Consider the following 26,997-nt stretch of genomic DNA (forward strand, 5'->3'; position numbering starts at 1 on the left):
ACCGCGAACACATGAGTACGCAGTCGTATCCGCCGGTCACCGACCACCTCGACGACCCCGAACGCGCCCGCGAGGAGGGCCGCCGCAAGATGGACTGGGCGCTCCAGCACATGCCCATCCTCTCGCACCTCCGCGGGGAGTTCGAGGACAGTCGGCCCTTCGAGGGCCAGACGATCGGCATGGCGATGCACGTCGAGGCGAAGACCGCGAACCTCGTCGAGCTGCTCGCCGACGGCGGCGCGGAGGTCGCGATCACGGGCTGTAACCCGCTGTCGACGCACGACGACGTGAGCGCGGCGCTGGACGCTCACGAGAACATCACCTCCTACGCCGTGCGAGGGGTCGACGACGACGGCTACTACGCCGCCATCGAGTCGGTCATCGCCCACGAGCCGACGATCACGGTGGACGACGGGATGGACATGGTCGCCGCCATCCACGAGGACTACCCCGAGCTCATCGACTCCATCGTCGGCGGCTGCGAGGAGACCACGACGGGCGTCCACCGCCTGCGCGCGATGGACGCCGACGGCGAGCTTCACTACCCGGTGTTCGCCGTGAACGACACGCCGATGAAGCGCCTGTTCGACAACGTCCACGGCACCGGCGAGTCCTCCCTCGCGACCATCGCCATGACGACGAACCTCTCGTTCGCCGGCAAGGACGTCGTCGTCGCCGGCTTCGGCTACTGCGGCAAGGGCGTCGCCAAGAAGGCCGCCGGCCAGAACGCGAACGTCATCGTCTGCGAGGTCGACTCCCGGAAGGCGCTGGAGGCCCACATGGAGGGCTACGACGTGATGCCGATGGAGGAGGCCGCCGAGGAGGGCGACGTGTTCATCACCACCACCGGCAACCGCGACGTGATCACCGAGGAGCACTTCGAGGTCATGCAGGACGGCGCGCTCCTCGCGAACGCCGGCCACTTCGACGTGGAGATCAACCTCGACCAGCTGGACGACCTCGCGGTCGACCGCTACGAGGCCCGCGACGGCGTCGAGGCCTACGAGCTGGCCGACGGCCGCCGGCTGAACGTCCTCGCGGAGGGCCGCCTCGTCAACCTCGCGGCGCCCATCGCGCTCGGCCACCCGGTCGAGGTCATGGACCAGAGCTTCGGCGTCCAGGCCGTCTGCGTGCGCGAGCTGGTCGAGAACGGCGACGGCTACGACGCCGGCGTCCACGAGGTTCCGGACGACCTGGACCGCGAGGTCGCCGAGGTGAAGCTCGCGGCCGAGGGCGTCGAGTTCGACGACCTCAGCGACGAGCAGCGCGAGTACATGGGATCGTGGCAGCACGGCACCTGAGGTCGCGCGCCCGACCCCGCGTCGGCCCGTGAGGCCGACGGGTCGCCGACGGCGCCGCTACGCGCCGTCGAGCGCCTCCCGGACCGTCGACAGCAGCGGCCGGAGGTCGTCGTCCTCGTCGTACCAGAACGAGTCGGCGTGTAGCCCCTTCAGCGTCTGATCGGAGGCCGCGAACGCGGCGGGCGTCCAGAACCGGGCGTCGGTCGCGTCCGACCCGGCCTCGACGGTCCCGGTCGTCGCCGACCGGGGGACCGCGTAGTATATCTCGACCATGTACTGCTCCGGCACGGGCTCGCCCGCCTCGTCGTGGACGTACACGAGGTCGCCCGGGTCCGCCGACAGCCCCGTCTCCTCCGCCAACTCGCGGGCGACGCCCTCGCGGAGCGACTCGCCGCAGTGGACCCGCCCCTCCGGCGGCTTCCACTCGCCGGGCGTCCGGAAGTCCTCGACGAGCAGCACGGCGCCGTCCTCGACGACGAGCGTCCCGCCGCCGGGGCAGGGGTTGTGGAACACGAAGTCGTCGCAGGACGCACACCGGTAGGCGGTCGGCGGGTCGACGGGGTCCAGCGCCGTCCCGCAGTACGGACAGTAGTCGGGCGGGCGATTGACCATGGGAACTGATGGCACCCCGCCCCCGTAACTGTACCCGGGGCGACCCTTCGGCGGCGTCGCGGTGCGGACCCATCGACGGGCGACCCGTCCCGGCCGCCCCGCTACAGCGACACCCGCGCCCGCGTCTCGTACTCGGGGCCGTCGCTCGTCAGCGTCGACTCCGTCAGGCGCACCTCCCGCGCCTCGAACCGGCCCACGGTGGGGTCCTCGTCGAGGTACTCCAGCACCCGGTCCTTCCCCCGGGCGTCGTCCATCCGCGCCAGGGTGACGTGCGGCGTGAACTCGTGATCCGACTCGTCGAACCCAAGCGCGACCGTCTCGCGCTCGACGGCCTCCGCGAGCCGGGCCAACTCGGCGGCGCCGCGGCCCTCCCGGACGCCGACCCAGATCACGCTGACGTACTCGCGGGAGGGGAAGACGCCGAGGCCGCCCACCTCGACCTCGAACGGGTCGACGCCGGCGGTGTCGACCGCGTCCTCCAGCGCCTCCGTCACGTCCTCGACGCGGGACTCGTCCGTGTCGCCGAGGAACTTCAGGGTGCAGTGAGCCTGCTCGGGATCGGTGAACCGGAGGCTCGACACGTCGCGGATCGGCTCCTGTACGGCGGCGAAGTCGTCCGCCAGCCGGTCCGGGAGGTCGACCGAGACGAACAGTCGCGGCATACGGAACGCTTCGTCGGCGGTGCACAAAAGCACGGGGCGGGTCGCCTCGACCCGCACGCGCAACATACATCCGTCCACACGGTCGAACTCGTGGTAATGAGCGACGACGAGTCCGAACGCGACCCCCACGAGTTCTCCGAGGGGCAGGGCCTCGACGAGGACTACGAGGAGTTCACGCTCGACCCGGAGGAACTGAACGCCGACCCCTCGCAGGTCGATCCCGTCGACACGCGGGTGATCGCCGACCTGCTCGACGAGCGCAACATCCCCAAGGACCGCGTCGACGTGGAGAGCCTGATGGAGGTCGGGCTCTCCTACATGGGGATCAACCGCTTCGAGGAGGCGACCGAGACGTTCGAGCGCGCCGCGCAGTTCGCGGACGACGACTCCCTCGAACAGCAGGAGGCGTGGGTGAACAAGGGCGTCGCCCACGCGCAGTTGGAGGAGTGGGACGAGGCCATCGGCGCGTATCAGGAGGCGCTCCGCATCGACGACGACTCCGAACACGCCGCCAGCGCCGAGACGAACCTCGCGTACGCGCTCCACGAGTCCGGCCGCACCGAACAGGCGCTCGAACACGCCGAGCGGGCCGTCGAGATCGACCCGCGGTTCCCGCAGGCGTGGTACAACCGGGGATTCTTCCTCGTCGAGCGCGGCCTGCTCGAGGACGCCGTCACCGCCTTCGACAACGCGATCCGCCTGGGCATGCGCAACGCCGAGGTGCTCGAGGAGAAGGCCCGCGCGCTCGACGAACTCGGGCGCGAGGACGAGGCCGAGCAGGCCGCCGAGCGCGCCGAGGAGATCCGCGAGGAGGCCGAACAGCGGATGGTCGAGGAGCACGCCGAGGGAGGCGCGGGAGCGACCGGCGCGATGGGTGGCGGCGGTCCGAGAGGGTCGGGAGGCGAACCGGGCGGCCTCGGCGGCCGCGACGGCGACGACGACCTCGACCTCGGGGGCCTGTAGATGAGCGACGACGCCGGGGACGGCCCCGACGCGGACCTCGGCGCCGACGGCGGGACGGACTACCTGATCACGCGTCGGGAGACCCCCGAGGGGACGCTCGTGGCGGTGTGCGACGCCGACGTGCTCGGGGAGACGTTCGAGGACGGCGCCGTCACCCTGGAGGTGACCGAGGAGTTCTACGGGAGCGACGACGCCGAACACGGGGACGCCGACGCGGTCGTCCGGGGACTGTACGACGCCGACACGGCGAACCTCGTGGGCGAGGACTGCGTCGGCGTCGCCGTCGAGGAGGGGGTCGTCGACGCCGACCGCGTGCTCGAGGTGGACGGGACGCTCCACGCGCAGTTGCTCTGGCTCTGATCTCGGCTCCGACCCGGATCGGACGACGGATCCGATCCCGCTCCCCTTCCCCTCCGACCGCGACCCGCCGCGAACTCCCGGCCGTGCGCGCCGGATCGTACCCGAAACCGGTTACTTCCTGCCCGCGTGACCGAAGGGATGTTACCCCTCCGACCCCTCCTACACGGTAATGGAAGCGCCTGAGCAGGAACCGTACCCGCTCGACGTCGAGGCAGTCCGCGCGGACTTTCCCATCCTGCAGCGGAAGGTCGGCGGCGACGTGACGGTCCCCGGCGAGGACGAGAACGACACGGAGCCGCTGGTGTATCTCGACAACGCGGCGACGAGCCACACGCCCGAGCAGGTGGTCGAGACGATAGCGGACTACTACCGCTCGTACAACTCCAACGTCCACCGCGGCATCCACCACCTGAGCCAGGAGGCGTCGATCGCCTACGAGAACGCTCACGACCGCGTCGCGGAGTTCATCGGCGCCGAGGGACGCGAGAAGGTCGTCTTCACGAAGAACACCACCGAGGCCGAGAACCTCGTCGCGTACGCGTGGGGGCTCAACGAGCTCGGCCCGGGAGACAACGTCGTCCTCACCGAGATGGAGCACCACGCCTCGCTGGTCACCTGGCAGCAGATCGGCAAGCGGACCGGCGCGGACGTACGGTTCGTCCGCGTCGACGAGGACGGCCGCCTCGACATGGACCACGCCCGCGAGCTGATCGACGACGACACCGCGATGGCGAGCGTCGTCCACGTCTCGAACACGCTCGGCACCGTCAACCCCGTGCGCGAGCTCGCGGACCTCGTCCACGACCACGGCGGCCTGATCTTCGTCGACGGCGCGCAGTCGGTGCCCCACATGCCCGTCGACGTGGGCGCCATCGACGCGGACTTCTTCGCCTTCTCGGGCCACAAGATGTGCGGCCCGACGGGGATCGGCGTGCTCTACGGGAAACAGCACCTCCTGGAGGAGATGGAGCCGTACCTCTACGGGGGCGAGATGATCCGGAAGGTCACCTTCGAGGACTCCCAGTGGGAGGACCTCCCCTGGAAGTTCGAGGCGGGCACGCCCGTCATCGCGCAGGGGATCGCCCTCCACGCCGCCATCGACTACCTGGAGGACCTGGGGATGGAGAACGTCCACGCCCACGAGGGCATCCTCGCCGAGTACGCCTACGACCGCCTCACGGAGTACGACGACGTGGAGATCTACGGCCCGCCCGGCGACGACCGGGCCGGCCTCGTGGCGTTCAACCTCGACGGCGTCCACGCCCACGACCTCTCCAGCATCCTCAACGACCACGCCGTCGCCGTCCGCGCCGGCGACCACTGCACCCAGCCGCTCCACGACAAACTCGGGGTCGCGGCCAGCGCCCGCGCGTCCTTCTACGTCTACAACACGCGCGAGGAGATCGACACGCTGGTGGAGGCGGTCGACGACGCGCGACAGCTGTTCGCGTAGTCCTCCCGTCGGCTCCCCGTCCGCTCGGCGGCCGCCGTTCGCGGGGCCGTGCGCCCCGCTTCCGACCGTACCGAACCCCCCGACCCCAGAACCCTTAACCGGCGCACTCGCCAACTCCCGGCAACAATGGGAATCGGCGGCGGCTCCGACATGTACCGGCAGCAGATCCTGGATCACTACAAGAACCCGCGCAACTACGGCGAACTCGACGACGCGACCTTCTCTCACACCGGCGAGAACCCCTCCTGCGGCGACACCATCCGCGTCGACGTGCGCCTGGCGGACGACGGCGAGACGATCGAGTACGTCGCCTTCTCGGGCGACGGCTGTGCCATCTCGCAGGCGTCGGCGTCGATGCTCTCCGAGCGCCTGCAGGGGATGACCCTCGACGAGCTGGAGGCGATGGACACCGACGACGTCACCGAGATGCTCGGCGTCGACATCTCCCCGATGCGGATCAAGTGCGCCGTGCTCGCCCGGCAGGTCGCACAGGACGGCGCGAGGCTCCACGAGGGCGAGATCGACGACCTCGACGTCACGAGAACCGAGGACTGACCCCCGACGGCGACGTCGACACCGCCACGCCCGGACGCCCGCCCGTCCGTCCGGCCGCGCCGGCGGTTCAGGGAACCCGGCCGAACAGGTCCCGGTTGACGGCGACGTACCCGAGCTCCCCCCGTTCCAACTGCGATCCTCTCGTCTCCGCCCACCCCGAGAGCGTCGCGTCCGCGACCGCTCCGGACTCCCGAACCGCGGCGACGACGGTGTCGAGGAGCGTCCGGAGGAACGCCGCCTCGCCGGCCGGGTAGGCGGCGCCGGCGCCCCTATCCGTTCCCTTCCCGTCGTCCTCCGCCTCCTCCCCGCGGTCCGTCGCCGCCTCGACGACCCAGTCCGAGCGCGCGTCGACCGACGGCGGCGACCCCGCCTCCCCGAAGCGTTCGGCGAGCAGGGTCGCCGCCCGCCCCCGGTTGCGCATCGTCCCGTGGAACGCCTCGATCACGGGGTCGTCGGCGGGATGCGGCGGAGAGACGCGCGTCTCGCCGTCGAAGGTGAGCGGGAGGTGGTACCAGCCGCCCGGGGCCGCCGTCCGGAGGAGGCCGAGCACGTCGTCGGGGTCGAGCAGGTCCGCGAACGACCGCGCGACCACGCCGTCGAAGCCGCCGCCGCGGTCGGCGGCGACCGTGCGGGCGTCGCCGACCGCGAAGCGGACGCGGAGGACGCCCCCGTCAGGATCGCGGAGGAGCAGGTCGTCGTCCGCCTCCGCGACCGCGTAGCCGGCGGCGCCGGCCTCCGCTCGCAGGCGCTCCCGCCCCGCCGACAGCACGCGCTCGTCAGCGTCGACGGCGACCCACTCGCCCGCGGGCAGCGCGCCGTCGGCCAGCAGCCGCCGGAGCATCCCGCAGGTGCCGGCGCCGGCCTCGAACACGGCCACACCGCCGGAACTATCACCCTCGTCGTTCCGGAGCGCCGCCCGGAACGCGTCGGTCGCGGCGTCGCTGTGGGCGCGCGCGTCGACGGTGCGCGCCGCCTCCAGGTACGCGACGTCGTCACCCTCCATCGGCCACCTCCGCGAGGAAGTCGCGGACGCCGGCGACGGTGTCGGCCCAGTCGGGGTGGGCGTCGAATCGGCGGAGCGCCGCCCGGCCCATCCGCGCCAGCCGGTCGCGGTCGCCCGCGAGCGCGTCGAGCGAGTCGCGGACGCCCGTCACGTCGCCGGGGTCGACGAGGAAGCCGTCGACGCCGTCAGTGACGACCGATCCCGCCCCGCCGGCGGCCGAGGCGACCGCCGGGAGGCCGAACCCCATCCCCTCCAGGTACGCCATCCCGAACCCCTCGTGGGCGGAGGGGACCGCGAGCGCGTGCGACTCCCGGAGGACGGCCGCGAGGTCGGCGGTCGACAGCGTCCCCCGGAACGACACGCGGTCGGCGACGCCGAGGTCGGCGGCGAGCGCGCGCACCGCGCGGGCGTGCCCCGGGTCCGGCTCCGGCCCGACGACCGTCGCCCGCCAGTCCGTGACGGGGTCGGCGTCGTGGCGGCCGACCGCCGGTGAGCCGCCCGCTCCGAGCCCCCCGAGCGCCCGCAGCAGCGTCGGGTGTCCCTTCCGCGGGACGAGCGACCCGAGCGAGACCACCCGGAACGGCGACTCGCGGGCGCGACGGTCCACGTCCGCCGGGGTGACGTCGGGGTCGAACTGGTCGGCCGGCGGCGGCGCGACGTGGGTGAGGAGGCCGTCGACGAGGGCCGTCACGTCGCGCTCGGTGGCGTCGCTCACGCAGACGGCGGCCGAACACCCGCGCAGGAAGAGCCGCTCCAGCCGCGTCGCGACCGGCGCGAGCCGGCCCCCCTCCGCCCGCCGGAGGTGGTGGACCAGCGCGACGGCCGGCGTCCCTCCGCGTCGGAGCCGGCGGACGAGCCCCCACGCGCCGGGGTGTGCGAGCTCGTCCACGACGACCGCGTCGGCGTCGCGCAGCTCCCGGGGGATCCCGGTCGCGAGCCCCGGCGCGTCGAGGACGCCGAGGGGGTACCGGCGCCACGGCACCGAGAACGCACGGACCGTCGCGCCGGCCGCCCGAAGGCCGGCGACGAGGCGACGGTCGTAGCGGAACCCCCCGGAGGTGGTCGCGGGGTCGCCGGGGACGACGAGCGCGACCGCGAGGCCGTCGCTCCCGGAGCTATCGCCGCCGGGCTCGTCGCGGTCGCCGCCGCCGGGACCCTCGTCGTCTCCGCCCCCGTCGGCGGACGCGGTCGGTCCCGCCGCCGGCTCAGCCATCGCCGTCGGCGTCGCCCCCGGCGGCGCCGACGATCGGCCCCTCGTAGCCGGCTGCGGCCTCGTCGTCCTCCCAGACGGTCACGCGGAGCGTCTCGGCGGGGCCGTCCGCGGCGGCCGGGGCGAGGCGGTCGTGGAGGACGCGCGCGAGGCGCTCGACGCTGGGGTTGTACCCCTCGAACTCGGGGAGGTCGTTCAGCGTCGCGTCCCGGTAGCGCGCCTCGGCCCCGTCCAGCGCCGCGCGCACGTCGTCGATGTCGACCAGGTAGTCGTACTCGCCGAGCGACGGGCCGGCGAAGGTGGCCTCGACCGAGAAGACGTGCGAGTGGAGGTCGCCCTCGGGGCCGGGGTCGGGAACCGTGAGGTAGTGCTGTGCGACGAACTGCCGCGTGACGGTCGTGCGGTATGTCATGGGGGTCGTCGGGCGGCGGCGCGGCGACCGCGGGTCGGGCGTCCCCCGGGGCGGCGGGGCGCCCCCGGCCCGCGTCGGACCGGCCGATCTGACGGCCGATCAGAACGGCGCCGGCGTCCTAAACGTATCGCGGGCGCGGCGGGCGGCATCAACCGACGAACTCCTCGACGACGGGCGGGAGCCGCCGGCGGACGATCGCGTACGCGACCCCGAGGACGACGCAGGCGGTCGCGACCGCCGGCAGCGGCGCGGGGTAGAACGCGACGACCGGAACCGCGAGCACCGCCGTGGCGACGGCGTCCTCGGGCGCGCCGTCGTAGCGGATCCAGTACCGGGGACGGATCCACCGGCCGCGGAGGTGGTCGTAGACGGCCTCCGCGGAGGTGCGCTCCCACGGCCGGATCTCGTCGCCGGCGCCGAGGGCGTCCGTGCCGGCGTGGAGGGCGAACGACGCACAGCCCACGGCGGCCGCGACGGCGGCGGCCGACGGGGCCGCCAGCGCGAGCGCCGCCGCCGGCAGCGCGAGCGCCCAGCCGAGCACCGGGAAGTGCAGCGTCCGCCGGTGGCGGCCGACGAACAGGTCGAGGTCCGGGAGGACCCCGCCGAGCATCCCGGCGGCCGCCGCGGGGACCGCGAACTCGGGCGCGACCGCCACCACCGGCGCCGCGAGGACGGCGCCGACGAGCGCGTGCGTGAACGCCATCACGGCCTACGATCCGCGCCGGTAGAGGACCGCGAGGACGACGATGAGGAGGACCTGGACGACCTTGTCGGCGATGCCGGTCGCCCCGAAGTCCGGGGCGTTCACGACGTACCAGATCGGGATCTGGCCGGCGGTGAAGGGGATCCCGAGGACGTAGAACAGCCGCCGTCGGTAGCCGAGCAGGACCGCCGCGACGCCCCCGAGGAACCCGACGGCGGCGATCAGGAACGCGACGGCCAGCGCCGTGTCGTCCGCGCGGAACGCGTACGCGAGCCACAGGTGGATCGCCCCGGTGACCGTCGCGAGCGCGACGCCGGCCCAGTGGAGGCCGGTCATCGACTCCGTGTGGAGGGCGAGGCCGTCGGACGCGGTTTCGGTACTCATGGTTCCCCCGAGGCGCCGGTCCGTGTTAAAAACTCTCACGGAACCGTCGCCGGCGGGATCGCCCCCGTCGTCGGGGCGGACGCTCCGGCCGCGTACCGGAGTTACTCGGGCTTGAGCCCGCCGTCCTGCACGCGCATCACGGCCTCGCCGTCCGCCAGGTTCGGCGCGTCCACGAGCCGGACGATCCGCTTGTCGCCCTTCGACTTGCGGAGGTAGATCCGGAACGTCGAGGTGTGGCCCAGGATGTTGCCGCCGATCGGCTGGGTCGGGTCGCCGAAGTAGGAGTCGGGGTTGGAGGCGACCTGGTTCGTCACGAGCACGACGCAGTTGTACAGGTCGCCGATGCGCATCAGGTCGTGCAGGTGCTTGTTGAGCTTCTGCTGGCGCTCGGCGAGCTCGCCCCGGCCGACGTACTCGGCGCGGAAGTGGGCGGTCAGCGAGTCGACGGTGAGCATCCGGACGGGCCAGTCAGTGTCCTCGTGCTCGCTCGCGAGCTCCTTGGCCTTCTCGGCCAGGAGGATCTGGTGGTTGGAGTTGAACGCCTTCGCGACGTGGATGTGGTCGAGGAAGTCCTCGACGAGCGTGCGCATGTCGTCGTCGTCGTCGGGCGACCCCTCGATCTCGCGGCGCTCGAACTCCCGTTCGAGGATCTCCTCGTCCAGCCCGCGGACCATGTCGTCGATCCGCTCGGGGCGGAACGTGTCCTCGGAGTCGACGAAGATGGCCGAGCCGTCGAGCCCGCCGTCCTCCTTGGAGAGCTGGACGTTCACGGCCATCTGGTGGGTCACCTGCGACTTGCCGGCGCCGAACTCGCCGTACACCTCGGTGATCGACTGCGTCTCTAGCCCGCCGCCGAGGAGGTCGTCGACCTCCTCGATCTGCCAGGAGAGCTTGCCGATCTGCTCGCGTCGCTCCAGCACCTGCGCGCCGGACTCGAATCCGCCGACGTCGGCCGCCTCGCGGGCGCCCTGGATGATGTCGTTGGCGGTCGAGTCGCCGATGTCGGCCGTGTTGCCCAGCTCCGCGGGGCTCGCGACCGCGATGCTCTGGTAGCTGTCGAAGCCGGCTTCGACGAGCTTGTCAGCGGTCGCGGGGCCGACGCCGGGTAGGTCCTGAAGGTCGTCTTCTGCCATCGTACCCCGTCCTTGCCCGGCTCCCTACATAAACCCCCGTTAACAGTAAAGTGAAAGTGAAATCGAGGTAGAGCGGCGGGTCGCTCACGATCGGTGTGCGAGGGTTCAGGAGGGAAGGGTCGGTGGCCGACGGAACGGGAGAAGACACTTAGAGTAGCTGGCAGTCGTGACAGTATGCGACGCCGCGCCGTTTGTTCGTCGTTCGCGCTTCTCGTCGGTGCGGGCTGTACGTTTCGCCCGCCGACCGCTTCGGGGACGACGACGGGTGACTGTTCGGACGCGGAACTCCTGTCGCAGGAGGTGCGGCCGGAGGAGTCGACCGCGGACGGCGTCCCGTACGAGGACTACGTCGTGGTCACCGTCGCGGTCACCGGGCCGCGGCCGCCGGATCTGGTCGTCCGCGTCGAGGTCTCCGGGGAGACTCACGCGTACGTCCGCGACCTCGACGGCCTCGCCGGAGACGCCGACCGCGAGGAGCGGCGGGAGGGATTCGAGTTCGGCCCGTTCGGACACAACGCGATCGGGGAAGTGGGAACGACGCTGGCCGGATGCGACGAGTCGATCCCCTGATCACCCCCACGGGTGGCCCTCCGGGCGGTCGGGCCACAGGGGGTACCAGTACTCCTTCTCGGGTTCGAGGTCGAGTTCGCCGTCGAGCACCGACTCCAGTTTGAACTCGAGTTTGTTGTCGCGCTCGCTGGTGTCCTTCGGCGCGAACGGGTAGTAGGCGCCCCGCCGGAACGAGTAGATCCAGTAGGCGCGCCTGTCGTCGTCCCGGGTACCCTCGAAGCCGAACACCGCCGCGAGCAGGCGGGAGCCGTACCCCCGCTCGACGAACTCGTCGGCGGCGAAGTGGACGGAGGTGACGAGGTCCTCGGGGTCGTCGTCGGCGAGCACGACCCAGTGGTAGCCGTGGTCGTCCTCGTGGCGGCGGAACTCCGTGCCAGTCTCCTCCTCCCCGGCGTCGAGGATCGCCTCCACGGCATCGACGGTGGCGGCGAAGTCGGTCGAGTCGACCGACGAGAAACACAGCGCCGCCTCGCCGACCGACCGGAACCCGAGGTCCGCCTCCATCGTGACGTAGGCGGTGCTCATGCCGAACAGGTCCTCGGGGTCGGCGTCGCTTGCGGCGTCGGCCTCCGCGCGCACGCCGAGCACCGATCTGAGCGTGTCGAGAATCCCCATTGGCGCTGTCGGTACTCCGGGGGGAGCCGTGTTCAAGCCGTCGCTCGCGCGGGCGGCGGCCCGGCGCGGCGGCGGGGTCGGAGGCCGCCCCTCGGCGCCGTCAGTTGTCCTGGATCGCGTCGATCACCATCGCGGCGGCGACGACGGCCTCCTTCGGCACGTCGCTCGCGTCGTCGACGGTGATCTCGTAGGTGTCCTTCAGCGAGACCTTCCCGGCGATGGTGCCGACGTGGTCGCCGTTCGCGTCGGTGATCTCGTACCGGTGGGGGATCCAGTGGCCGAACGGGAGGACGTTCCGGGCGATCGTCGTCAGCGCGCCCCGGGACTCGATCTTCGCGAGCGCCGCCTCCGTGTCCGCGTCCCGGATCGTCCACGTGTCCTGCAGCATCGAGTAGTCGTTGTCGAGAACGACGACGTCCTCGCCCGTCCGCGAGTCCGTCAGCACGTAGTTGCCCGCCACGTCGACGATGCCGCCGGCCCGCACCTCGAACACCTCGTTCCCGTCGGCGTCGACGAACGGGAACTCCTCCTTCAGCTTCAGCATCTTCTGTTTCCCGCGCAGGACGACGCTCCCCGCGGAGTCCCTCGCCACGTACCTGTTGCGAACGAGGCTCTGGACGACCGTGTAGGAGTCGTCCGTGAGGTCGATCCCGGAGATGTCGTAGGCGGAGTCGGCCATGACCCCCCGGTTTCTCGGAGTCGCACTTGAACGTTGGCGTCGGATCCGTCGAACGATTCCCGGGCGTGTCGTCCGCGAGGGGGCCGGCCCGCCGGCCGGAGCGGCTCGGCCGCCGGTCAGCGCGTCTCCATCTCCCGTTCCAGGTCGCGGAGGCGCTCGACGCGTTTCTCGGTGCTCGGGTGCGTCGAAAACAACTTCCCGACGAAGCCGGACCGGATCGGGATGACGAAGAAGGCGTTCATCTCCGCGGTGTCGCGCAGGTCCTCCTTCGGCACGCGCTCCATCCCGCTGTCGATGGTGACCAGCGCCGACGCGAGCGCGCCGGGCTTGCCCGAGATGGCCGCCCCGCCGCGGTCGGCGGCGAACTCGCGGTACCGCGAGAGCGCGCGGATGAGCAGGAACGAGATCACCCACACGACCAGCGAGACGACGATCGCGACGAGGATCGGCGCCTGGTTCCCGCCGCCGCGGTTGTTGCCGCCGCCGAACAGCCAGCCCCAGCGGACGACGATGAACGCCAGCGTCGACAGGAACGACGCGACGGTCATCACCATCACGTCGCGGTTCTTGACGTGCGCCAGCTCGTGGGCGAGCACCCCCTCCAGCTCCTCGTCGTCGAGCGTGCGCAGCAGCCCCGTCGTCACGCAGACGGTCGAGCTCTTCTGCGAGCGCCCGGCGGCGAAGGCGTTCGGGACGCGCGTGTCCGCGACTGCGACCGTCGGCTTCGGAAGGTCCGCCTGCTGCGACAGTCGGGTGATCTTCCGGTGCAGGTCCGGGTACTCCTGCTCGGAGACCTCCGTCGCGCCCATCGAGTACAGCGCGAGCTTGTCGCTGAAGAAGAACTGCCCGAGCGAGAACAGCCCCATGATCGCGACCATCGCGAACAGCTCCACGAACCGGGACAGCACCGCGATGAACACGATGTAGAGGGCGAACAGGAGGAACCCCGTCAGGACCATGCGTCCGCGGAGCCCCCAGTCTGTCTTCCATTCCATACCTCCCAGTACCGGATGGACGGCTTAAACGCTGTCGTGGGATCGCGTCGGTTCCCGCGGATCCGAGGGTGATACTCGGGCCGACCCAGTTAACTACTGTCAGCATTCGAATGGGAGGTGATGGCCGACCGCGGTCAGTCCGAACTCGTCGGCGTGGTGGCGATGACGGCGGTGGTCGTGGTGACCACCGCGACCGTCGGGTTCGCCCTCGTCGACTCGACCGCCTCCTCCCCTTCCTCCGGCGGGGCGAGCGCCCCGCTCGGCGACTTCGGCTTCGGGACCGCGGACGGCGACCTGACCGTGGTCCACCGCGGCGGCGACTCGGTCGCGTCGGACGACCTGATCGTGATCGTCGACGGGGACCGATACGGGAACGGCTCCTTCGTCGGCGGGGGCGTCGCGGACGGACAGTTCGCGCCCGGCGAGCGTCTCGCCGTGAGCGGCGCCGTCGACGCGGCCGACGGCGGCGACGGTGTCCGTGTCCAGGTCGTTCACGGGCCGACGGGCGACCTCCTCGACGAGGACCGGATCGCGGCGGGGACGCCCACGCCCACCTCCACGCCGACCGCGACGGCCACTTCCACCCCCACTTCCACGCCGACGTCCACTCCGGCCCCGGACGACGGCGATGAGGAAAATGAAGAAGATGAGGAGGATGAGGAAGAGGAAGACGAGGACGAAGCGGAATGGGGGCCCGGACGGGGGAACGGAAACGGACCGCCGGAACGGGCTCCCCCGTCGTAGCGTCCCCGTCCGTCCGACGTGACCGCACGAACCCGGCGCGGCCCGACGGTACGTCCGCCGGTGCGGGGAACCGAACGAACTTATTAGTCGAGGACGGCGAGTGGGTGTGTGGTCGAAGCGCTGCTCCTGATCGGACTGGTCGTCGCGGTGTTCGTCGGGTTCAACATCGGCGGGTCCTCCACCGGCGTCTCGTTCGGACCGGCGGTGGGAAGCGGGATCCTCTCGAAGACCGGCGCAGCGGCGCTGATGTCGGTATTCGCGCTCGCGGGAGGGTGGACGGTCGGCCGGAACGTCATCGAGACGATGGGCGGGGAGATCGTTCCGGCCTCGTCGTTCACGCTCGTCGCCAGCGTCGGCGTCCTGTTCTTCGTCGGCCTCGCGCTGCTCGTCTCCAACACCTTCGGGGTCCCCGCCTCGACGTCGATGACGGCGGTGGGCGCGATCGCGGGACTGGGGGCGGCGACGGGGACGCTGAACGCCGACGTGATGCTCCGCATCGTCGGCTGGTGGCTCGTCGCGCCCGTCGTCGCCTTCTGGATCTGCGCGGTCGTCGGCCGCTACCTCTACCCGTACCTCGACGCCGCCTTCGCCATCGACCGCTCGGCGGGCGGCGTCCTCGTGGTCGACGGGGGCCGCCCCAGGGTCGCCCCCGACGCGACCGGGCGGGAGGTCGCCGGGACGGTCGCGGTGCTCGCCATCGCCTGCTACATGGCGTTCTCGGCCGGTGCCTCCAACGCCGCCAACGCCGTGGCACCGCTGGTCGGGAACGGCGCGCTCACGGCCGGACAGGGCGTCCTGCTCGCGGGCGGCGCCATCGCCGTCGGGGCGTTCACCATCGCCCGGCGCACGCTCGACACCGTCGGCAACGACCTCACCGACCTCCCGCTGCTGGCGGCGCTGATCGTCGAGGTGGTCTCCGCGAGCCTCATCACGTTCCTCTCGTACATCGGCATCCCGGCCTCGCTGGCCGTCTCGGCGACGATGTGCATCGTCGGCCTCGGCTGGGGACGCGCGACCCGCACCACCACCATCGGCGACGCCGTCGGCGGCGCCCTCGCCGGCGACGACGACCGCGAGCGCCCGGAGGTGTCGGTGAACGCGCTCGCGGCGGAGTCGCCCTCGCCGGACGACGGCGTCCCGCGGATGGGCGAGGAACGGGGGGAGGAACTGCTCGCGGAGGACCTGTTCGACCCCGGCACGACCGGTCGGGTCGTCTCGTTCTGGATCCTCACGCCGACCATCTCGTTCGTCTGCTCGTACGTCCTGTTCGCGTTCACGCCGGTGTGAGACCGCCGGACAGAACCAGTCCATATTGCCCGTTCTCCCGACGCCCTCGAACCCCCAGATCACCGATTTTGGCTTCCCTAAAGCCTCCACGCCGGCGATGTCTCCCGCGAGATAGCAACAACTAATGGTGCGGCCGGTCAAACGCGGGACGAAATGCCCACGGTCGAATACCTCAACTACGAAGTGCTGGACGACAACGGCTGGGATATGGACGACGACGACCTCTTCGAGCAGGCCGCGGACGCGGGCCTCGACGAGGAGGACTACGGCACCCTCGAGGTCAACGAGGGCGAGTACATCCTCGAGGCGGCCGAGGCCCAGGGCTTCGACTGGCCCTTCTCGTGCCGCGCCGGCGCCTGCGCCAACTGCGCGGCCATCGTGAAGGAGGGCGAGATCGAGATGGACATGCAGCAGATCCTCTCCGACGAGGAGGTCGAGGAGAAGAACGTGCGCCTGACGTGCATCGGGTCGCCGCAGGCCGACGAGATCAAGATCGTCTACAACGCCAAGCACCTCGACTACCTGCAGAACCGCGTCATCTGATCTGAGCGGTCGAGCCGCCCGATGCGACCGCCGTCGCGCCGGCGGACTCGCTCGCGAGCACCACCCGTTTTTCACCGCCCGGACAGTCGCGTCCCCGTCCGTGATCCCGCCGGAGCCGACTCGGTGGCGGTGTTCTACCCCGGGCGTCGCGTCCGTCGCCTCGCCCGTCCGACCGCCTCGTCCCGACCGGTCGCCCCGGTCGACCGATCGCTCGGCGCACGTCCCGACCCCCGGGGCAAACACCAAAGTTCATCCGCCGTTCAGAGGGCGGACGTCACGAGAGATGGTGCTCGGCTTCCTCGGCCGGTGGGTGTTCGTCTTCGGGATCGGGCTGGTGCTCCACCTGGGGGTTCTCTGGCTGAATCTGCGGGGGGGAGAGGTCCTCGGCCTCGGCTCGACCGTCGGGCTCTACGGGATCCTCGCCGTTGGCGGCGGGGGATGGCTGGCGGCGATCGCCGGCGTCTGGTCCTGGCTGTCCGGCCGGGGACACCTGCTGGCGTTCACGCTCCTCTCGTTCGGGGCGTTCCTCCTGCTCGGGGCGGTCGGGCTGTACGTCTGGTTCGGCTGCGTCATCGGCTGTCCGGCGTAGCTCCGACCCAGACGCAGACCCCGCCCCCGCCCCCGACACCGGCGGCCGGTCGTTCCGTCGCTCCCGGCGCGCTCTCACGCCCGAGACGCGGACGGCAACGCCTAACTCCCCGGGGTGTCGCGAGCGGATATGAACGTGCTCGGCATCGCCGTCGCCGCGGACCTCCTGCGCCTGCTCGTCCTCCCGGGGTTCGCGTGGGCCGCCTACCGCGACGTCCGCACCCGCCGGGTTCCGAGCCGGCTGTGGCTTCCCCTGCTCGCGGTCGGCGCGCTGGCGCTCCTCGTCGAGGCGGCGGGGGCGTACCCGTTCGCCGACTACGCCGGCCGCCTGTTCCTCGTGCGGGCGGGGTTCTCGCTGTTCTTCCTCGTGCCCTTCTCGGTGCTCGCCTACCGGATGGCCGCCTTCGGCGGCGCCGACATGAAGGCGCTCGTCGTGCTCGCGGTCGCGTTCCCCACGACGCCGTCGTACGTCGTCCCGCTGTGGATCCTGCCGGACGTGGCCTGGCTCCACACCGTCGGGTTCCCGGTCCACCCCTCCGCGCTCGGCGTCACGGCCATGTCGGCGCTGACGAACGCCGTCCTCTTCGGCGCGGGCTACGTCGCCCTCCTGTTCGCGTCGAACGCCGTCGCCGGCCGTGTCTCGCCCGCCATGTTCGTCGGCCGGTGGACCCCCGTCGAGGAACTCCCCGAGGTCCACGGCCAGCTCCTCCGCGTCGACGGCCTCCGACCCGAGCGCGGCCTCGACCTGGACGCCCTGCGGATGTACCTCCGCTGGCGGGGGACGACCCTCGCGGCCCTGCGGGCCGACCCGGACGCCCACCGCGACCCGGCGTCGGTGACGGCGACGCACCCGCCGACCGACGGCGCGGTCCACGACGGCCCGCGGACGGACGGCGGCGAGGAGTCGGGGTTCGAGTTCGGCGACGCGGCGGTCGACGGCGAGGTCGGCGGCGACGTCACCACCGACGACAGCGGCTCCCCGGACGCCGCGGACCCGCCCGGGGACCCGTGGGCGGCCGAGCGCTTCCTCGACGACATCGAGGGGAGCGCCTACGGCACCACCCCCGAGCGCCTCCGGCAGGGGCTGGAGCGGGTGACCGCCGAGGACGCGCTGTGGGTGTCGCCGGGGCTGCCGTTCCTCGTCCCGCTGTTCGCCGGGCTCGTGCTCTCGCTGACGTACGGCGACGTGCTCACCGTCGCGCTCGGAGCGCTCGGGCTGGCGTAGCTGGGCCGGGTCGGTGCGACCGGGCCGGGCCGGGTCCGGGCCGCCGCCGTCGCGACGCACAAAAGACCTATCCGCGACAGTCACGACCTCACGACCGATGAGTGACACGCAGGCCGACGCCGGGAGCGGCGGGGGCATCGACGTCGACTTCGGCGAGGACGGCCTCGTCCCGGCGGTCGCCCAGGACGCCGACACCGGCGAGGTGCTGATGCTCGCGTACGTGAACCGGGAGGCGCTGGAGCACACCCGGGAGACGGGCCGCGCGCACTACTACTCGCGCTCCCGGGAGGAACTGTGGGAGAAGGGCGCCACCAGCGGACACACGCAGATGGTCGAGGAGGTGCGCGTCGACTGCGACGCCGACGCCCTCCTGTACCTCGTCGACCAGACCGGCGGCGCCTGCCACACCGGCCACCGCTCGTGTTTCCACCGGACCGTCGACGGCGACGAGGTGGGCGAGCGCGTGTTCGACCCCGACGCGGTGTACGGGTAGCGATGGCGCCGGAGAGCGCCGGCGGCGACCGTGCGAACGGGGCGGACGGGGCGGGTGACGACGGCCGCGTCGCCGTCGACGGCGACGCCGCGAACGACGGCTCCGTCTCCCCGGACGCCGCCGCCGACCCGGACCCGCTCCCGGACGCCGACCGCGACGCCGCGGCCCTGCTCGACGCGCTCCGGGCCGCCCGCGAGCGCCGCGAGGCGGCCGAGGCGGTGGTGGCCGAGCACGGCGAGGAGTCCCTGCGGACCGTCCGCGAGGCGGTCCGGGAGGCCGACCGCCTGCTCGACAGGTACGAGGACTCCGCCACCGGTACCGGCGACTTCCAGGCGTACGTCGAGTTCCAGGGGGAGTTCGCGGCCCTCGTCGACGGCCTCGACGAGGACCTGCCCGGGCACGACGCCTTCGAGCGGGCCAACGAGGCCGTCGACGGCCGCCGCCTCTCGGAGTCGGACTTCGAGCGCGCCCGCGAGGCGCTCGCGCCCGCCCGCGACCTCGCCGGCCGCCTCGCCGAGCGCGAGGAGGCGACGGCGGCGCTCCGGGAGGCCGAGCGCGACGCGGGCAGGCGGGTCGACGCGCTGGCCGAGCGGATCGAGGAGCTGGAGCGGCTCGTCTCGCTCGGGGAGGCCGACCTCGACGCGCCGACCGAGCGCCTGCGCGAGCCGATCCGGGCGTACAACGACGCCGTGCGCGACGCCTTCGACGAGTTCCGGCGCGAGGCGAGCGCCCGCGAGTTCCTCGGGTTCGTCGCCGAGGCGGCCGAGACGCCGTTCGTCGACTACGCGGCGCCGCCCTCGGACCTCCGCGAGTACCTCGACTCGACGCCCGCGGGGAGAGAGCCGGTGCCGGACCTGCTCGAATACGCGGAGTACTCCGCGTCGAAGCTGGACCACTACGTGGACGACCCCGGCACGTTCAGGGCCCGCGTCCGGCCCCACCGGACGTACCTCGAACGGCTCTCGGCCGACCCGCTGACGGTCGACTGGCCGCCGCCTGCGGCCGAGACGCTGCGGTTCCAGCGACGGGAGCTCGTCTCGCTGGTCGCGAAGTTCGCGCCCGAGGGGACCGTCGCGCGCGCCCGTGCCCTGCGCGAGGCGGCCGACGACCCCGAGTACGAGCGGATCCGCCGGGCGGCCGAGGCGGAAGCGGAGCTGTCGGACGCGGAGTTCGAGCGCGTCGCCGCCGGCGAGGCGGCCGCGGAGCTGACGGCGGCCCGGCGACGACGCGCGGCGCTCGCGGACGCGCTCGACGGGGAGTGACGGCGGCGAGGAGGACGCGAGGCCGAGCGCTGGCCGGGCCGACGGCGGGCGGTAAGTAGAACAGCGGGCTACAGCGCCCGCGCGTACACCACGGTGTCGTACGGCTCGCCCGCGACCTCGAACGTCGAGGTGCCGATCCGATCGAACCCGCGGGCCTCGTAGAAGGCGCGGGCGGCGTCGTTCTCCGCGAACGTCTCCAGCGTCAGCCGGTCGAACGCCGCCGGGACGCGGTCAGCCGCCGCCGCGAGCAGGTCGGTGCCGACGCCGGCGCCCTGGGCGTCCGGGTCGACGTACAGCGCCCGGAGCTCGGCGTCGTCGCGCTCGCAGAACGCCTTGCGGCCCTCGCCCCACAGGGCGTCCGCGAAGCCGACGACCGCCCCGGGCTTCCGGTCGACGGCGACGAGGAACGCGCGGTCGGCGCCGGTCGCTCGGTCGTACCGCTCCTGCAGGTCGTGTCCGTCCGGGACGGTCATCGCGTCGAGCGCGTCGGCGGGGAGGACGTCGGCGAAGGCGTCGCGCCAGGCGGCGCGGTTGACGACCAGCGCCGCGCGGAACTCCGTCGGGGAGGCGACGGGGCGGACCTGGATGTCCATACGCCCGCTGGGGACCGGTTCGAGGAAAGCGTTCGGGCGCCGTCGGGGTGTGAGCCGGAGCCGAGGCCGACCCGGGTGCGATCCGGCCCGGCCCGGACCGCCCGCCTCGCTACGCCTCGACGCCGCGTTTCGCCTCGACGAGCACCTCGACGGCCTCCCGGACCAGCGCCTCGGCGCGGTCGGCGTCGGCGGACTCGGCGTACACGCGGACCTTCGGCTCGGTGCCGGAGGGGCGCACGAGCACCCACGCGTCGCCGTAGTCGAGGCGGTAGCCGTCCTTGGTGTCGGGCTCGGCGTCGGCGGAGGCGGCGTACTCCTCGGCGGCCGCGAGCATCGCGTCGAGCTCGGCGTCGGAGCCGTACCCCACGTTCTCGCGGACGTTCGTGTAGTCCTCGTAGGGGGCGACCACCTCGCTGACGGTCGCCTCCCGCTCCGCGAGCAGTTCGAGGAACTTCGCGGCGATGAACGCGCCGTCGCGCACGAGCCGGTAGTCGGGGAAGAACACCCCGCCGTTGCCCTCGCCGGCGACGGGGACGGACTCGCCCTCGCGCCACAGCTCCTTGATCCGGGTGATGATGTTCGTCGACCCGATGGGCGTGAGTTCGAGGTTCGCGCCGGCGGCCTCGCAGACGTCGACGAGGCGCTGGGAGACGTTCACCGCGGCGACGGTCGTGTCGCCCTCGCCCAGGTCGCGGGCGGCGAGCGCCGCCAGCGACGCGTCGCCCTCGACGTAGCTCCCGGTCTCGTCGAAGAAGATGGCGCGGTCGCCGTCGCCGTCGTGGGCGACCCCCACGTCGGCGTCGGCCGCGCGGACGAGCCGGCCGAGGTCGTCGAGGTGCTCCCGGACCGGCTCGGGCTCGCGCCCGGGGAAGTGGCCGTCCGGCTGGGCGTTCACCGTCACGACCTCGCAGCCCAGTTCGCGGAAGAACTCGGGAGAGGTGAGCGCGGCCGCGCCGTGGCCGGGGTCGAGCGCGACCGTGAGGTCGGCGGCGGCGACGGCCTCGCGGTCCACGCTCGCGAGCAGCTCCGCGACGTAGTCGTCGTTGGCGTCGTCGACGCGGCGGGAGTCGCCGATGCGGTCCCACGCGACCGTCGTCGGCTCCTCGGCGAGCAGGCGCTCCTCGATGGCCTCCAGGCGGTTCACCGGGAGCTCGATGCCGTCGTCGCCGACGAGCTTCACGCCGTTGAACTCCGGGGGGTTGTGCGAGGCGGTGATCATCACGCCGGGCACCGATTCGACCTCGCAGTGGCGCACCAGGCTCGGGGTCGGAACGACGCCCAGGCGCTCCACGTCGACGCCGGCGGCGGTGACGCCGGCGGCGGCGGCGTCTGCGAACGTCCGCCCGGACGTGCGGGTGTCGCGCCCGAGGGCGACGCGGTCGGCCTCCCACGTCGCCGCCGCGGCGGACGCCACCCGCGAGACGAACTCCGGGGTGAACTCCTCGCCCACGACCCCCCGGGTGCCGCTGGAACCGAAGACCTTCATTCGGGTCGTCAGTCCGGTGTCGGACGGGATAGTGGTTCCGACCCGCCGCGGCCCGCGACGGGGCGGGTCGAGGGGGCCGCCGCGGGCGCGACGGCCGGCCGGATCCGGGGTCGGGATTTACCTCCGATGCCGCCGAACGACCCTCCATGATCCACGCGACCGGTCCGTTGCTGTCGGTCGACCTCTCCGCGCGGGAGGCGACCGAGGAGGACATCGACGACGTGCTGGCGTCGTTCGTCGGCGGCCGCGGCGTCGCCACGAAGCTGGCGTTCGAGCGCGTCCCGTTCGACGCCGACCCGCTCGGCCCGGAGAACCGCGTCTACCTCTCGACGGGGCCGCTCCAGCACTCGCGGATGAGCTTCACCGGCCGGATGAACATGACCGCCGTCTCGCCGCTCACCGGCGGGCTGGCCTCCTCGAACGCGGGCGGCTTCCTCTCGCGCAACTTCACGGGGACGGGCTACGCCGCCGTCGAGCTCCGCGGCGAGAGCGACACCCCGCTCGCGGTCCACGTCCGCGAAGGGGGCGTGGAGTTCGAGGAGGTGCCGGACCTCGCGGGCGCGGAGGTGCCCGAGGTGACCGAGTGGGCCGAACGGGAACACGACCTGGCGGCCGAACACCTCGCGTGCATCGGCCCCGCCGGCGAGCACCTCGTCCGCTACGCCTGCGTGATGACCAGCGAGACGCGCGCGTTCGGCCGGACCGGCCTCGGCGCCGTCCTCGGCGCGAAGAACGTGAAGGCGCTCACCTTCGACGGCGACGCCGAGTCCGACGTGGAGGTCGACCCGGTCCAGACGGACGTCCACCGCGAGGCGGCCACCTCGGACCACGTCATGAAGCGGCAGGGCACCACGAGCGTCACCGAGTACGCCAACGCGGTGGAGGCGCTGCCGACGGAGTACTTCGCGCGCACCTCCTTCGAGGGGGTCGAGGGCATCTCCGGGGACGCGGTGGAGTCGAAGAAGTTCGAGAAGGGCACCTGCTCGCAGTGCGCGTTCGCGTGCAAGCTCCCCACCCGCGACGAGGACGCCGGCGTGGAGACGGAGGGGCCGGAGTTCGAGACGGTGATGGCGTGGGGGTCGAACCAGCTCGTCGACGACGTGGTCGAGGTGATGCGGGCCAACGACCTGTGCGACCGCCTCGGCGTCGACACCATCTCCGCGGGCGACACGATGGCCGCCTACCTCGCGAGCGAGGGCGACCTCGGGAACCCCGAGCGCGCCCGCGAGGCGCTCCGGAAGGCGGCGTACCGCGAGGGCGACCTCGGCGACCTGCTCGCGGATGGCGTCCACCGCGCCGCCTCGGAGCTGGGCGTCGAGGACTGGACGGTGAAGGGGCTGGAGTTCGCCGCCCACGACGGCCGGACGCTCAACGGCCAGGGGCTCGCGTTCGCCACCTCGAACCGCGGCGCGGACCACATGTACGCGAGCTTCTACTCGAAGGAGTACCCCCTCGTCGACAAGGAGCAGGCGGTCGACAAGCAGGGGCTGGCGGGGAAGCCGCCCCTCGTCGCGGAGGCGGAGAACCACAACGCCGTCCTCGACTCGGGCGTCGTCTGCAAGTTCTCGCGGGACTTCGTCGACGAGGACCGCCTCGCGACGCTGCTGGACGCGGAGTACGACGACCTGCTGGAGGTGGGCGCCCGCGTCGTCGAACTGGAGCGGGCTTTCAACAACCGCCGCGGCTTCGACCGCGCCGACGACGCGCTCCCGTACGACATCGAGGGGTTCGAGGACGCCCTCGACGGCTACTACGAGGCGCGCGGCTGGCGCGAGGACGGCGTCGTGCCGGGTCTGGGCGAGCCGGACGCGGACGTCGACGCCGCCGGCGCCGACGACTGAGGCGGCATGGCCGACACCTCCGGGAGTCCCTCGTCCGACCCGCACGCCTCCGCCGGTCAGTCCGCGCCGGACTCGTCCGACCCCGACCGCACCGACCGCGCCGACGTCGCCGTCGTCGGCTGCGGCCCCGGCGGCGCCGTCCTCTCGTACCTGCTCGCGCGCAGCGGCGTCGACGTGACGCTCGTCGAGCGGGCGGCCACCTTCGAACGGGAGTACCGCGGGTTCGGCTGGAACCCCGGCGTCGTCCGGCTGTTCGACGAGATGGACGTGCTCGACGACGTGCTCGACCTGGCCCACGAGACGGTCACGGAGGGGGCGTTCACGCTGTACGGCGAACGGGTCCCGGTCCTCGAGTTCGACCTGCTCGACACCGACTACCCGTACGCGCTGATGATGGAGCAGCCGGCGCTGCTCGACCGCCTCGTCGACCGCGCCGGCGCGTACGACGGCTTCTCGTTTCGCCCGGCCACGACCGTCACCGGGCTCGTGACCGACGACGACGGTGCCGTCCGCGGCGTGACCGCCCGCGACCGCGCGGCCGGCGAGACGGTCGCGCTCGAGGCCCGCTGCGTCGTCGGCGCGGACGGCCGCTACTCGACGGTCCGGGACGAGGCGGGGATCGACGCCGGCCTGTTCGGGTCGCCGATCGACCTCGTCTGGTTCAAGCTCCCGGCGGGCGCGGTCGACGCGGGCACCCAGGGACAGATCGCCCGCGAGGGGGTCCTCGTCCACTTCGGCCTCGGCGGCGGCGAGCTCCAGGTCGGCTACCTCGTCCGCGACGGCGAGTGGCCGACGGTCCGGGAGGCCGGCTTCGACGCCTTCCGCCGTCGCGTCGCCGCCGTCGACCCCGACATCGCGGCGGCCGTCGGCGAGCACCTCGACGGCTTCGCCGACACGACGCTGCTCGACGTCTCGCCGGGGGTCGCCGACACCTGGACCCACGACGGGCTCCTGATCCTGGGCGACGCCGCCCACGTCGCCAGCCCGATCGGCGCGCAGGGCAACCCCCTCGCCGTCGAGGACGCGGTCGTCGCCCACGACCGGCTCGTCCGCGCGCTCGCACCCTCGGCGGGGGTCGTCCCGCGGTCGCGGCTCCGCGCGTTCGAGGCACGCCGACGGCCGACCGTCGAGCGGGTCGTCGGACGCCAGCGCCGTGCCGCGGCGAACGTCGCCTTCTGGCTCGACTACGGCCGACGGATCCCGCCGACGGTCGTCCGCGCGGCCGCGGCGCTGCTCGGCCGGACGGTCGCACGCTCCCGGCTCGCCCGCCGTCCGATCGAGCCGTTCGCGCTCGGCGACCGCTCGGTGACGGTCGCGCGCTCGCACTTCTCGGACTGACGCCGCCGCGCCGGCGGCGTCGCGGTTCGCGTTTCAGGCCTGATACGCGGGACCGAACGGTTATCCGTCGTCTCTGCCGCGCTCCCCGCATGAACATGAAGCGGATGTCGACCCTCTCGGTCGGCATGCTGTGCGTGCTGGCGCTGGGGGCCGCGGCGCTGGTCGCCGTGCAGGTGATCTGAGAGGATCGCCGGCATCGTTCGACGGCGTCGTCCACGACCGCCGGCTCCGAACCGACGGAGCCAACCGCCCGGAGCGCCTTCGCCCCGCCGATGGAGCTCCAGTTCCTCGGCGGCGCCCGCGAGGTGGGCCGCTCGGCGGTCCTCGTCGACGACGCGCTCCTCCTCGATTACGGGGTGCTCACCGGGGAGCCGCCGCAGTACCCCGTCGGACGCCCCGAGCCGGACGCGGTCGTCGTCAGCCACGGCCACCTCGACCACGTCGGGCAGGTGCCCGCGCTCCTCCGCGGCGACCGCCGGCCGACGGTCCACTGGACGCCCCCGACGGCCGAACTGGCCCGGGTGCTCGCGCGGGACACGCTGAAGCTGCGCGGCTACGAGTGCACCTACACCGGGAGCCACGTCCGGCGACTCGGCGAGGTGGAGGAGCGTCACGGCTACGGCGACCCCTTCGACGTCGCCGCCGGCGGCACCGACTACGAGGTCACCTTCCTCGACGCGGGCCACATCCCCGGGAGCGCGCACGTCCTCGTCGACGACGGCGACACCCGGCTGCTGTACACCGCCGACTTCCACACCGACGACACCCGCCTGCTGTCCGGGTCGACCGCGCGACCCGACGCCGACGTGGTTGTCTGCGAGAGCACCTACTCGGACGTGACCCACGAGGACCGCCGGCGGGTGGAGGAGCGCTTCGTCGAGACGGTCCGGACCACCCGCTACGAGGGCGGCACCGCGTTGATCCCCGCGTTCGCCATCGGCCGCACGCAGGAGGTGTTGACGGTGCTGGAGGACACCGAGATCCGGCCGTACCTCGACGGGATGGGCCAGCGCGTCACGGACATCGTCCGGCGTCACCCCGGGTACGTCCGCGACGCCGAGGCGCTCCGGCGGGCGAAGTCCGGAGCCAGATACGTCACCGGGAAGGACGGCCAACGGGAGCGCATCGCCGCCGACAACGAGGCCATCGTCACCACCTCCGGGATGCTCTCGGGCGGTCCCGTGATGCGCTACCTCCCGATGCTCCGGTCGGACCCGACGAACCGGGTGTGTCTCACCGGCTATCAGGTCGAGGGGACGAACGGCCGGCAACTGCTCGAACACGGCCGCTGCGAGCTCGACGGCGGCGTCGTCCCCGTCGCCGCCCGCGTCGAACTGTTCGACTTCTCCGCGCACGCCGACCGCGACGGCCTGCGCGGGTTCCTCGACGAGTACCGCGGCGCGACCGTGCTCGTCAACCACGGCGACCGCTGCCCGACGTTCGCGGAGGAACTGCGCGCGGACGGCCACGACGCGGCCGCGCCGGAGCTGGGCGAGACGGTCGCCGTCTGATCCCCCGAAACGCCCTTTCGGCGCCGGCCCCTGATCCGTTCCGTGACCCGGGACCCCGACGAGATCGACCCCGAGGCGGTCCTCGACCGCCGCAGGAACCGGATCTCGCGGCAGGGGCACGCCGCCGTCGCCGGGGCGCTCGCGGTGACGGCCGCCTCGGTCGGCGGGCTCTCTCTCGCCGTGGCGGCGGGGGCGCTCACCGCCCGCGGGCTGCTCCCGGTGTTCTCGCTGGCGGGGCTCGGCGCGCTCGCGGGCGCGTGGCTCAACGGCGCGCTGATCGGCCGCGTCGCCGACCCGCGTCGGTGGTTCCGCCGGGTCGTGGGGGTCGTGCTCGCCGTGGCGGCCGCGCTGCTCGTCGCGACGGTCGCGGTCGGGGACGGATTCGGCGAGCCGGTGCGGCTGCTCGCGGCCCTGTTCGCCGTCGCCTGGGTCGCCGGCGTCGCGGTGACGTGGCGATTCAGGTAGCGCCGCACGGC

At 72.6% G+C, this 26,997-nt stretch carries 30 protein-coding genes; 17 read left to right on the forward strand and 13 right to left on the reverse strand.

Going from position 1 to position 26,997, the window contains the following annotated elements; genetic code table 11:
- The first annotated feature begins 11 nt into the window (after positions 1 to 11).
- Positions 12 to 1,301 (forward strand): adenosylhomocysteinase, encoded by a 1,290-nt coding sequence (locus ACQUQ1_RS05850; protein WP_435063335.1) that lies wholly within the window; start codon positions 12 to 14, stop codon positions 1,299 to 1,301.
- A gap of 57 nt (positions 1,302 to 1,358) precedes the next feature.
- On the opposite strand, the gene ACQUQ1_RS05855 is transcribed toward ACQUQ1_RS05850, so the two are convergent.
- Both ACQUQ1_RS05855 and thpR read right to left on the reverse strand, forming a co-directional pair.
- Positions 1,359 to 1,913 carry an NUDIX domain-containing protein gene (locus ACQUQ1_RS05855; RefSeq protein WP_435063336.1) on the reverse strand — a complete coding sequence of 185 codons (555 nt, stop codon included), beginning with the start codon at positions 1,911 to 1,913 and terminating at the stop codon, positions 1,359 to 1,361.
- Between the two features lie 101 nt (positions 1,914 to 2,014).
- A complete protein-coding gene (thpR, locus tag ACQUQ1_RS05860) occupies positions 2,015 to 2,575 on the reverse strand; it encodes an RNA 2',3'-cyclic phosphodiesterase (RefSeq protein WP_435063337.1) in 561 nt (186 codons plus the stop codon).
- Between the two features lie 96 nt (positions 2,576 to 2,671).
- Here thpR and ACQUQ1_RS05865 point away from each other — a divergent pair, with 96 nt between their 5' ends.
- The 4 genes from ACQUQ1_RS05865 to sufU all read left to right on the forward strand — a co-directional run bounded on the left by ACQUQ1_RS05865 (position 2,672) and on the right by sufU (position 5,906).
- Positions 2,672 to 3,538: a tetratricopeptide repeat protein gene (locus tag ACQUQ1_RS05865; protein ID WP_435063338.1), complete on the forward strand. Its 867-nt coding sequence runs from the start codon at positions 2,672 to 2,674 to the stop codon at positions 3,536 to 3,538.
- On the forward strand, positions 3,539 to 3,898 hold the full coding sequence (locus tag ACQUQ1_RS05870) for a DUF424 domain-containing protein (protein WP_435063339.1): 360 nt from the start codon (positions 3,539 to 3,541) through the stop codon (positions 3,896 to 3,898).
- 169 nt (positions 3,899 to 4,067) lie between these two features.
- A complete protein-coding gene (locus ACQUQ1_RS05875; protein ID WP_435063340.1) occupies positions 4,068 to 5,351 on the forward strand; it encodes an aminotransferase class V-fold PLP-dependent enzyme in 1,284 nt (427 codons plus the stop codon).
- A 132-nt stretch (positions 5,352 to 5,483) separates the two neighbouring features.
- Positions 5,484 to 5,906: a Fe-S cluster assembly sulfur transfer protein SufU gene (gene sufU, locus ACQUQ1_RS05880; protein WP_435063713.1), complete on the forward strand. Its 423-nt coding sequence runs from the start codon at positions 5,484 to 5,486 to the stop codon at positions 5,904 to 5,906.
- A gap of 67 nt (positions 5,907 to 5,973) precedes the next feature.
- Here the strand turns inward: sufU and ACQUQ1_RS05885 are convergent, their stop codons facing one another.
- The 6 genes from ACQUQ1_RS05885 to radA all read right to left on the reverse strand — a co-directional run bounded on the left by ACQUQ1_RS05885 (position 5,974) and on the right by radA (position 10,751).
- The gene (locus ACQUQ1_RS05885) at positions 5,974 to 6,909 is read right to left on the reverse strand and encodes a class I SAM-dependent methyltransferase (protein WP_435063341.1); all 936 of its coding nucleotides are present in this window, start codon (positions 6,907 to 6,909) and stop codon (positions 5,974 to 5,976) included.
- Entirely contained in the window at positions 6,899 to 8,122 is a 1,224-nt protein-coding gene (locus tag ACQUQ1_RS05890) for a glycosyltransferase family 4 protein (RefSeq protein WP_435063342.1), read from the reverse strand. The genes ACQUQ1_RS05885 and ACQUQ1_RS05890 overlap by 11 nt, the downstream gene beginning before the upstream one ends.
- On the reverse strand, positions 8,115 to 8,531 hold the full coding sequence (locus ACQUQ1_RS05895) for a 6-pyruvoyl trahydropterin synthase family protein (RefSeq protein WP_435063343.1): 417 nt from the start codon (positions 8,529 to 8,531) through the stop codon (positions 8,115 to 8,117). The genes ACQUQ1_RS05890 and ACQUQ1_RS05895 overlap by 8 nt, the downstream gene beginning before the upstream one ends.
- A gap of 148 nt (positions 8,532 to 8,679) precedes the next feature.
- Positions 8,680 to 9,234: a metal-dependent hydrolase gene (locus tag ACQUQ1_RS05900; RefSeq protein WP_435063344.1), complete on the reverse strand. Its 555-nt coding sequence runs from the start codon at positions 9,232 to 9,234 to the stop codon at positions 8,680 to 8,682.
- 6 nt (positions 9,235 to 9,240) lie between these two features.
- Positions 9,241 to 9,618, reverse strand: a complete 378-nt coding sequence (locus ACQUQ1_RS05905; RefSeq protein ID WP_435063345.1) for a DUF7475 family protein — start codon at positions 9,616 to 9,618, stop codon at positions 9,241 to 9,243.
- 101 nt (positions 9,619 to 9,719) lie between these two features.
- Positions 9,720 to 10,751, reverse strand: coding sequence for a DNA repair and recombination protein RadA (gene radA, locus ACQUQ1_RS05910; RefSeq protein WP_435063346.1), 1,032 nt, complete (start codon positions 10,749 to 10,751; stop codon positions 9,720 to 9,722).
- 174 nt (positions 10,752 to 10,925) lie between these two features.
- Here radA and ACQUQ1_RS05915 point away from each other — a divergent pair, with 174 nt between their 5' ends.
- Positions 10,926 to 11,321, forward strand: a complete 396-nt coding sequence (locus tag ACQUQ1_RS05915; RefSeq protein WP_435063347.1) for a hypothetical protein — start codon at positions 10,926 to 10,928, stop codon at positions 11,319 to 11,321.
- On the opposite strand, the gene pspAB is transcribed toward ACQUQ1_RS05915, so the two are convergent.
- The 3 genes from pspAB to htpX all read right to left on the reverse strand — a co-directional run bounded on the left by pspAB (position 11,322) and on the right by htpX (position 13,610).
- Positions 11,322 to 11,936 (reverse strand): PspA-associated protein PspAB, encoded by a 615-nt coding sequence (gene pspAB / locus ACQUQ1_RS05920; protein WP_435063348.1) that lies wholly within the window; start codon positions 11,934 to 11,936, stop codon positions 11,322 to 11,324.
- 100 nt (positions 11,937 to 12,036) lie between these two features.
- Entirely contained in the window at positions 12,037 to 12,615 is a 579-nt protein-coding gene (locus ACQUQ1_RS05925; RefSeq protein WP_435063349.1) for an LURP-one-related/scramblase family protein, read from the reverse strand.
- A gap of 116 nt (positions 12,616 to 12,731) precedes the next feature.
- Positions 12,732 to 13,610: a zinc metalloprotease HtpX gene (gene htpX / locus ACQUQ1_RS05930; protein WP_435063350.1), complete on the reverse strand. Its 879-nt coding sequence runs from the start codon at positions 13,608 to 13,610 to the stop codon at positions 12,732 to 12,734.
- Between the two features lie 120 nt (positions 13,611 to 13,730).
- On the opposite strand from htpX, the gene ACQUQ1_RS05935 reads away from it, so the two are divergent.
- From ACQUQ1_RS05935 to ACQUQ1_RS05965, 7 genes are all read left to right on the forward strand, one after another.
- Positions 13,731 to 14,354, forward strand: coding sequence for a type IV pilin (locus ACQUQ1_RS05935; RefSeq protein WP_435063351.1), 624 nt, complete (start codon positions 13,731 to 13,733; stop codon positions 14,352 to 14,354).
- Positions 14,355 to 14,462: 108 nt separating this feature from the next.
- Positions 14,463 to 15,641 (forward strand): anion permease, encoded by a 1,179-nt coding sequence (locus tag ACQUQ1_RS05940; RefSeq protein ID WP_435063352.1) that lies wholly within the window; start codon positions 14,463 to 14,465, stop codon positions 15,639 to 15,641.
- A 153-nt stretch (positions 15,642 to 15,794) separates the two neighbouring features.
- Positions 15,795 to 16,184: a ferredoxin Fer gene (gene fer / locus ACQUQ1_RS05945; RefSeq protein WP_435063353.1), complete on the forward strand. Its 390-nt coding sequence runs from the start codon at positions 15,795 to 15,797 to the stop codon at positions 16,182 to 16,184.
- A 283-nt stretch (positions 16,185 to 16,467) separates the two neighbouring features.
- On the forward strand, positions 16,468 to 16,773 hold the full coding sequence (locus ACQUQ1_RS05950; RefSeq protein ID WP_435063354.1) for a hypothetical protein: 306 nt from the start codon (positions 16,468 to 16,470) through the stop codon (positions 16,771 to 16,773).
- Between the two features lie 135 nt (positions 16,774 to 16,908).
- Positions 16,909 to 17,997, forward strand: a complete 1,089-nt coding sequence (locus ACQUQ1_RS05955) for a prepilin peptidase (protein WP_435063714.1) — start codon at positions 16,909 to 16,911, stop codon at positions 17,995 to 17,997.
- A 97-nt stretch (positions 17,998 to 18,094) separates the two neighbouring features.
- Positions 18,095 to 18,490, forward strand: coding sequence for a phosphoribosyl-AMP cyclohydrolase (hisI, locus tag ACQUQ1_RS05960; protein WP_435063355.1), 396 nt, complete (start codon positions 18,095 to 18,097; stop codon positions 18,488 to 18,490).
- Between the two features lie 2 nt (positions 18,491 to 18,492).
- Positions 18,493 to 19,752, forward strand: a complete 1,260-nt coding sequence (locus ACQUQ1_RS05965) for a DUF7118 family protein (RefSeq protein ID WP_435063356.1) — start codon at positions 18,493 to 18,495, stop codon at positions 19,750 to 19,752.
- Positions 19,753 to 19,820: 68 nt separating this feature from the next.
- Here ACQUQ1_RS05965 and ACQUQ1_RS05970 read toward each other — a convergent pair whose 3' ends face one another.
- Both ACQUQ1_RS05970 and glmM read right to left on the reverse strand, forming a co-directional pair.
- Positions 19,821 to 20,345 carry a GNAT family N-acetyltransferase gene (locus ACQUQ1_RS05970; protein WP_435063357.1) on the reverse strand — a complete coding sequence of 175 codons (525 nt, stop codon included), beginning with the start codon at positions 20,343 to 20,345 and terminating at the stop codon, positions 19,821 to 19,823.
- 109 nt (positions 20,346 to 20,454) lie between these two features.
- Positions 20,455 to 21,831, reverse strand: coding sequence for a phosphoglucosamine mutase (gene glmM / locus ACQUQ1_RS05975; RefSeq protein ID WP_435063358.1), 1,377 nt, complete (start codon positions 21,829 to 21,831; stop codon positions 20,455 to 20,457).
- 146 nt (positions 21,832 to 21,977) lie between these two features.
- On the opposite strand from glmM, the gene ACQUQ1_RS05980 reads away from it, so the two are divergent.
- From ACQUQ1_RS05980 to ACQUQ1_RS05995, 4 genes are all read left to right on the forward strand, one after another.
- Positions 21,978 to 23,672 carry an aldehyde ferredoxin oxidoreductase family protein gene (locus ACQUQ1_RS05980; protein WP_435063359.1) on the forward strand — a complete coding sequence of 565 codons (1,695 nt, stop codon included), beginning with the start codon at positions 21,978 to 21,980 and terminating at the stop codon, positions 23,670 to 23,672.
- A gap of 6 nt (positions 23,673 to 23,678) precedes the next feature.
- Positions 23,679 to 25,010, forward strand: a complete 1,332-nt coding sequence (locus ACQUQ1_RS05985; protein ID WP_435063360.1) for an FAD-dependent monooxygenase — start codon at positions 23,679 to 23,681, stop codon at positions 25,008 to 25,010.
- A 272-nt stretch (positions 25,011 to 25,282) separates the two neighbouring features.
- Entirely contained in the window at positions 25,283 to 26,521 is a 1,239-nt protein-coding gene (locus ACQUQ1_RS05990; protein ID WP_435063361.1) for an MBL fold metallo-hydrolase, read from the forward strand.
- A gap of 42 nt (positions 26,522 to 26,563) precedes the next feature.
- Positions 26,564 to 26,986 (forward strand): hypothetical protein, encoded by a 423-nt coding sequence (locus ACQUQ1_RS05995; protein WP_435063362.1) that lies wholly within the window; start codon positions 26,564 to 26,566, stop codon positions 26,984 to 26,986.
- Positions 26,987 to 26,997: the final 11 nt, after the last annotated feature.

It is taken from the genome of Halobaculum sp. EA56, from assembly GCF_051195075.1.
Taxonomy (GTDB): Archaea; Halobacteriota; Halobacteria; order Halobacteriales; family Haloferacaceae; genus Halobaculum.